8 protein-coding genes are annotated in these 6,939 nt (G+C 64.2%); all 8 read left to right on the forward strand.

Annotation, left to right across the window (positions count from 1 at the left end):
* Window positions 1-542, forward strand: a 542-nt coding sequence (locus PHQ87_RS13180; RefSeq protein ID WP_300235157.1) for a hypothetical protein, incomplete at its 5' end; no start/stop codon positions are given.
* Window positions 543-580: 38 nt separating this feature from the next.
* Window positions 581-1,168: a hypothetical protein gene (locus tag PHQ87_RS13185; protein ID WP_300235160.1), complete on the forward strand. Its 588-nt coding sequence runs from the start codon at window positions 581-583 to the stop codon at window positions 1,166-1,168.
* Between the two features lie 5 nt (window positions 1,169-1,173).
* The gene (locus PHQ87_RS13190; protein ID WP_300235163.1) at window positions 1,174-1,848 is read left to right on the forward strand and encodes a hypothetical protein; all 675 of its coding nucleotides are present in this window, start codon (window positions 1,174-1,176) and stop codon (window positions 1,846-1,848) included.
* 3 nt (window positions 1,849-1,851) lie between these two features.
* Window positions 1,852-3,444, forward strand: a complete 1,593-nt coding sequence (locus tag PHQ87_RS13195; protein WP_300235167.1) for a hypothetical protein — start codon at window positions 1,852-1,854, stop codon at window positions 3,442-3,444.
* A 38-nt stretch (window positions 3,445-3,482) separates the two neighbouring features.
* Entirely contained in the window at window positions 3,483-4,199 is a 717-nt protein-coding gene (locus tag PHQ87_RS13200; RefSeq protein ID WP_300235170.1) for a hypothetical protein, read from the forward strand.
* A gap of 5 nt (window positions 4,200-4,204) precedes the next feature.
* Window positions 4,205-4,879: a hypothetical protein gene (locus PHQ87_RS13205; RefSeq protein ID WP_300235163.1), complete on the forward strand. Its 675-nt coding sequence runs from the start codon at window positions 4,205-4,207 to the stop codon at window positions 4,877-4,879.
* Between the two features lie 3 nt (window positions 4,880-4,882).
* Window positions 4,883-6,475, forward strand: coding sequence for a hypothetical protein (locus PHQ87_RS13210; protein WP_300235167.1), 1,593 nt, complete (start codon window positions 4,883-4,885; stop codon window positions 6,473-6,475).
* A gap of 38 nt (window positions 6,476-6,513) precedes the next feature.
* Window positions 6,514-6,939: TcpQ domain-containing protein (locus PHQ87_RS13215; RefSeq protein ID WP_300235173.1), on the forward strand; the 426-nt coding region annotated here is incomplete at its 3' end.

The following is a 6,939-nucleotide window of genomic DNA, read 5'->3' on the forward strand; positions in this document are numbered from 1 at the left end:
AGCAGAACCCGCAATACCTGACCCAGCAAGGCTCGGGGCAGTTCACAGCGGGCGGTAGCTTGATGTCCAGCCAGTACATGCAGCAGATGAAGAGCGTCTTCGGTGGCGGTGAGGGCGGGGCGGAGGCTGGGCAGGCCGCGCCCGCAGGCCAGAGGGGCCTGGCCCCGCAGTCGATCGAAGGCGGCAACTCGTCATCGGGGTTGGCTATGGCCCAGAGCCGCGAGCGGGAGTTGGAGCGGGTTGGAGAATTGCGGCCCGGCCCCGACGGCGTGTACCAGACAGCCACCACGGATGCGGCGCTTGCGGGTGACGGAAATCTTGGACGCGGAGGCAATCTGCGGGTGTCGGGGGCCGGCGGCGGCAGCGCGTCACCCAGCGCCAGTGATGGCAGCGATGCATCGGTGCACCACACGCCGCCGGCGGGTTCGCAGCAGACCGGCCGCAACCCAGGGGCCGAGCCTGTGCAGGTGCCGGCAGGCCGATTTACCGGTGAAGCCAACAAGCAGCAGCAGGGGCAGCAGGGGCGGAGCTATCTCGTATGAGTCTCGCGAGCCACTTGACGAGAAGAGGGAGAAACTGGATGTTTGGAAAACAACTGAAAGCCATAGGCGTGCCGCTGGCGTTGATGGCGGCGCTCGCAGGCTGCTCCGTGGCGGGGCCGAAACCGGCAACCGCGGCGCTGGATGCATCGGCGGCGGACCCCACCACGCAGTGCCTGGGCCAACACCAACTGGTCACACGGTATTCGCCCATTGAGCTGTATCTGAGCGCGACACAGTGCATCCAGCAGAACAAGCTGGATGAAGCGGTTTTTCTCTATGGCGCAGCGGGCAGTGAAGGACGGTTCGACAGGCGCCGTGTGACCGATGAAACGGCGCATCAGGTGGCGAACTTCCTGGGGTTGATCTTCCAGAAAGAGCTGGGTGACGAGGTGTCGTCGCGTTTCCTCGGGCACATGCGGACGCAACTGGATGATGCGGCGGCACGCGAGGTGTTTTGCGGGACGCTGAAAAAACAGCCCCCACCGAGTTATCAGCCCACCTACATGGTCGGTCATGGCATGCGGGCGTTGACGTCCTCAACGCCAGAAGCTGCTGTGAAGGCCCTGCCGGACGCGCAAGCAGCCTGGGAAGCGTCGGTGAACGACTACATGGACTGTGGCCAATGAAGCATATGCACACACGAATTTCGTCCTATCTGGTGCGCGGCATGCTGGCGCTGGCGACAGCGGCCATGCTGAGCGGCTGCATGGCGCCGGCCTACGTGGCAACGAAGATCGAAGGCATGGGCAACGACCGAACGCTGAACAAGGGCATCAAGCGGCTGCGCCAGTACATCGGCGAACTTCAGGCCAAAGGCGATCCGCAGGGCGACTATTACTACGCGCTGGGTAATTCCGATGGCTGGATCGAAGACGTGAAAGACCCGAAGGCGATCACGGCCCTGTTCGAGCGCGCGGCGGCGAAGGGATCGATGGACGCGCGGATTCTGTTGGCGTTGCAGGAGGCGATGGGGAAGCCGATGCCGGGGAGGTTGGATTACGGGCAAAGCCCTAGAGAAAGCCTTGAGGGCTGGGAGTCAGGGTTGGCCAAACTGTTGCCTTTGCTGCAACAGCAATGCTACGCACGGCGTCTGGTGATCGACGAGGGGCGGCCGAAGGTGGATTACTACACGATTGCCTACAAGGTGTGGCCGCACTTCAGGGATGGCTATTACCGCCGCAACGCGGACGGGACACGTACGTTGCTCAAGGATGTCGAGCGGCAGAAGCTGTGGGAAGGGATTCACCGCCAATGCCTGATGCCGCAGCGCGAGTTTCTGGACGTTGATCTGGGCAGGAAGGGGTAGCCCATGGATACGAACCCTGCACAAACGCTATCGCCACAAAGCCTGAACCCGCTGGACATGCGGGTGGGGCTGGCGCTGGCCTACTGGGCTTATCCGCACGAGGATGTGGAGAAAGCCGAGAAGGTCATTCCTTATCCTAAGCCATGGGAGCCGGGTGTGCCGGGTGACCACTTGCCCGCCGAGTGGCTTACCGCTCAGTTCGATGAGCATGGCAAACTGGTCAGCCAGGGCTGGAACACCCAGCACAATGCCGATGGCAAGCTGGAAAATCAGTTCCAAGTCTCGATCAACCGGGAAACCAAGCAGATCACCTTCGACTTCAAGGGCTCCGATGCATGGGAAAACTGGTGGTCCGATCTGGCCAACGCGGGGGCCAGTTCGTTCGCCAAAATACAAGGCCAGGCCCAGGCCGCCTACGAAGCCCTGAAGAACGACGAGCGTTACCAGGGCTTCCAGTTCGCCGCCACCGGCCACAGCCTGGGCGGCGGCATGGCGCAGAGCTTCGCGTTGAGGAACGGCATCGATGCCTACGTCTACAACAGCCTGCCGATTGCCCGTGACACGATCCGGGGCGATTATTTCAAGGGCGTGGGCGGCTTCGAGGCGGCGCTGGAAAACTACCGGGCCTCGGGCCGGCAGGTGCACGACGTGCGCACGCCCAACGACATCGCCACCTACGCCTACCACGGCGTGATGCGCAACGCCTACCTGAGCGAGCGCACGGGCCAGCCGGCCACGATGCTGCCGGGCTCGGCGGTGCCCGATCTGCTCAAGACCGCGCTGCTGATCAGCAAGGTAGGCACGCTGCCGGTGGCGGCACTGATGAGCAAGGACCATACGCTGGACGCGGTGGTGGATGCGCAGCAGGGCATGGGCATGGGCGCCGATGGGCGCTACGTGGTGCCCGAGGGGCAGTACGATTTTTCGCAGATGCCGGTGGAGGCGCGCAGGCGCTTTGCGATGTTGAGCACCTCGCCGGTGACCAAGGCCGGCCAGATCGGCGCGGCCGACGATGTGAGTCCGTGGAACCGCTTCCTGATGGAGCGGGCCGACGGCAGCCGGCAATACCTGGCCTGCAACCCGTTTACCGGGGACGTCGAGATTGAGCACTATGGGCCTGATGGCCAGCGCACCCGGATCGAACTCAACGAACGCCGCCGTCAGGGGGCGACCTTCATCGAGCAGGATGCCCAGGGGCGGGTGCTGCACCGCAGGCAGGTGGCGCTGCATGCCCCGACCCCGACCCCGACGCTGGGCGTGCGGCAGCAGGCTCAACTCGCGCTGGCAGAGCGCGAACTGGCCGATCCCCTGCGGGCCCGGGGTTTGACCGATGCACAGGTGGCGCAGGTGTGTGCGGCGGCGGTGAGGCATTGCGCACGGCATGCGAGCCTGGGGGCGCCGGATCGGTTTCTGCTCAGCCGTGATGAGCGGCAGATCGCGGTGCTGCATGGCGGCGGGATATACCTGAGCGAAATGCCCATCGAAGCGGCGATGCGCCAGGGTGCGGAAGCGCATCTGGCCGAAGCGGCGCGGCTGCACGATGTCGCACAGGTCCGGGGGAGCGGAATGGCGCACGCGCGTATGCCCCTGGTCTGAGATCACCAACGAAGGCACCCGCAAGAATGGACGCACGCATGACGACGAAAAATGAGCGCTGGCGAGCAGTTCGCCAGACGGGGACGCTGATCGCGATGCTCGCCTTGCAGGCCTGCCAGACGCAGCCATCCAGGCTGCCCGAGTTCGGCGATGACTGGAAGCCGGTGAACGTACTGGCGGAATGGATGGGCACGCTGCTGGCGCTGGCGTTGATGGCGGCGCTCGCAGGCTGCTCCGTGGCGGGGCCGAAACCGGCAACCGCGGCGCTGGATGCATCGGCGGCGGACCCCACCACGCAGTGCCTGGGCCAACACCAACTGGTCACACGGTATTCGCCCATTGAGCTGTATCTGAGCGCGACACAGTGCATCCAGCAGAACAAGCTGGATGAAGCGGTTTTTCTCTATGGCGCAGCGGGCAGTGAAGGACGGTTCGACAGGCGCCGTGTGACCGATGAAACGGCGCATCAGGTGGCGAACTTCCTGGGGTTGATCTTCCAGAAAGAGCTGGGTGACGAGGTGTCGTCGCGTTTCCTCGGGCACATGCGGACGCAACTGGATGATGCGGCGGCACGCGAGGTGTTTTGCGGGACGCTGAAAAAACAGCCCCCACCGAGTTATCAGCCCACCTACATGGTCGGTCATGGCATGCGGGCGTTGACGTCCTCAACGCCAGAAGCTGCTGTGAAGGCCCTGCCGGACGCGCAAGCAGCCTGGGAAGCGTCGGTGAACGACTACATGGACTGTGGCCAATGAAGCATATGCACACACGAATTTCGTCCTATCTGGTGCGCGGCATGCTGGCGCTGGCGACAGCGGCCATGCTGAGCGGCTGCATGGCGCCGGCCTACGTGGCAACGAAGATCGAAGGCATGGGCAACGACCGAACGCTGAACAAGGGCATCAAGCGGCTGCGCCAGTACATCGGCGAACTTCAGGCCAAAGGCGATCCGCAGGGCGACTATTACTACGCGCTGGGTAATTCCGATGGCTGGATCGAAGACGTGAAAGACCCGAAGGCGATCACGGCCCTGTTCGAGCGCGCGGCGGCGAAGGGATCGATGGACGCGCGGATTCTGTTGGCGTTGCAGGAGGCGATGGGGAAGCCGATGCCGGGGAGGTTGGATTACGGGCAAAGCCCTAGAGAAAGCCTTGAGGGCTGGGAGTCAGGGTTGGCCAAACTGTTGCCTTTGCTGCAACAGCAATGCTACGCACGGCGTCTGGTGATCGACGAGGGGCGGCCGAAGGTGGATTACTACACGATTGCCTACAAGGTGTGGCCGCACTTCAGGGATGGCTATTACCGCCGCAACGCGGACGGGACACGTACGTTGCTCAAGGATGTCGAGCGGCAGAAGCTGTGGGAAGGGATTCACCGCCAATGCCTGATGCCGCAGCGCGAGTTTCTGGACGTTGATCTGGGCAGGAAGGGGTAGCCCATGGATACGAACCCTGCACAAACGCTATCGCCACAAAGCCTGAACCCGCTGGACATGCGGGTGGGGCTGGCGCTGGCCTACTGGGCTTATCCGCACGAGGATGTGGAGAAAGCCGAGAAGGTCATTCCTTATCCTAAGCCATGGGAGCCGGGTGTGCCGGGTGACCACTTGCCCGCCGAGTGGCTTACCGCTCAGTTCGATGAGCATGGCAAACTGGTCAGCCAGGGCTGGAACACCCAGCACAATGCCGATGGCAAGCTGGAAAATCAGTTCCAAGTCTCGATCAACCGGGAAACCAAGCAGATCACCTTCGACTTCAAGGGCTCCGATGCATGGGAAAACTGGTGGTCCGATCTGGCCAACGCGGGGGCCAGTTCGTTCGCCAAAATACAAGGCCAGGCCCAGGCCGCCTACGAAGCCCTGAAGAACGACGAGCGTTACCAGGGCTTCCAGTTCGCCGCCACCGGCCACAGCCTGGGCGGCGGCATGGCGCAGAGCTTCGCGTTGAGGAACGGCATCGATGCCTACGTCTACAACAGCCTGCCGATTGCCCGTGACACGATCCGGGGCGATTATTTCAAGGGCGTGGGCGGCTTCGAGGCGGCGCTGGAAAACTACCGGGCCTCGGGCCGGCAGGTGCACGACGTGCGCACGCCCAACGACATCGCCACCTACGCCTACCACGGCGTGATGCGCAACGCCTACCTGAGCGAGCGCACGGGCCAGCCGGCCACGATGCTGCCGGGCTCGGCGGTGCCCGATCTGCTCAAGACCGCGCTGCTGATCAGCAAGGTAGGCACGCTGCCGGTGGCGGCACTGATGAGCAAGGACCATACGCTGGACGCGGTGGTGGATGCGCAGCAGGGCATGGGCATGGGCGCCGATGGGCGCTACGTGGTGCCCGAGGGGCAGTACGATTTTTCGCAGATGCCGGTGGAGGCGCGCAGGCGCTTTGCGATGTTGAGCACCTCGCCGGTGACCAAGGCCGGCCAGATCGGCGCGGCCGACGATGTGAGTCCGTGGAACCGCTTCCTGATGGAGCGGGCCGACGGCAGCCGGCAATACCTGGCCTGCAACCCGTTTACCGGGGACGTCGAGATTGAGCACTATGGGCCTGATGGCCAGCGCACCCGGATCGAACTCAACGAACGCCGCCGTCAGGGGGCGACCTTCATCGAGCAGGATGCCCAGGGGCGGGTGCTGCACCGCAGGCAGGTGGCGCTGCATGCCCCGACCCCGACCCCGACGCTGGGCGTGCGGCAGCAGGCTCAACTCGCGCTGGCAGAGCGCGAACTGGCCGATCCCCTGCGGGCCCGGGGTTTGACCGATGCACAGGTGGCGCAGGTGTGTGCGGCGGCGGTGAGGCATTGCGCACGGCATGCGAGCCTGGGGGCGCCGGATCGGTTTCTGCTCAGCCGTGATGAGCGGCAGATCGCGGTGCTGCATGGCGGCGGGATATACCTGAGCGAAATGCCCATCGAAGCGGCGATGCGCCAGGGTGCGGAAGCGCATCTGGCCGAAGCGGCGCGGCTGCACGATGTCGCACAGGTCCGGGGGAGCGGAATGGCGCACGCGCGTATGCCCCTGGTCTGAGATCACCAACGAAGGCACCCGCAAGAATGGACGCACGCATGACGACGAAAAATGAGCGCTGGCGAGCAGTTCGCCAGACGGGGACGCTGATCGCGATGCTCGCCTTGCAGGCCTGCCAGACGCAGCCATCCAGGCTGCCCGAGTTCGGCGATGACTGGAAGCCGGTGAACGTACTGGCGGATACGGCGATGCAGATTCCGCTCAAGGAAGAGCAGGCGCTGTGGCGCTTCCAGATGCTGCCCACGGATGCAACGCTGCGCGGTATGCTGGAGCGCTGGGCCACGGAGTATGGCGGCAAGCTCGACTGGCAGTACCCGACCGATCTGACGCTGGTGAGCGCGCTGTCGGGTGCCAAGGACAACAACCTGCAGTCGGCGCTGAACGTCGTCCGCCAGGCCTACGCCGACCAGAAACTTCGCGTGCAGGTATTGAGCAGCAAGACCCTGCTGGTAAGGCGCATGCCA

This window comes from Hydrogenophaga sp., from assembly GCF_028698005.1.
Taxonomy (GTDB): Bacteria; Pseudomonadota; Gammaproteobacteria; order Burkholderiales; family Burkholderiaceae_C; genus Hydrogenophaga.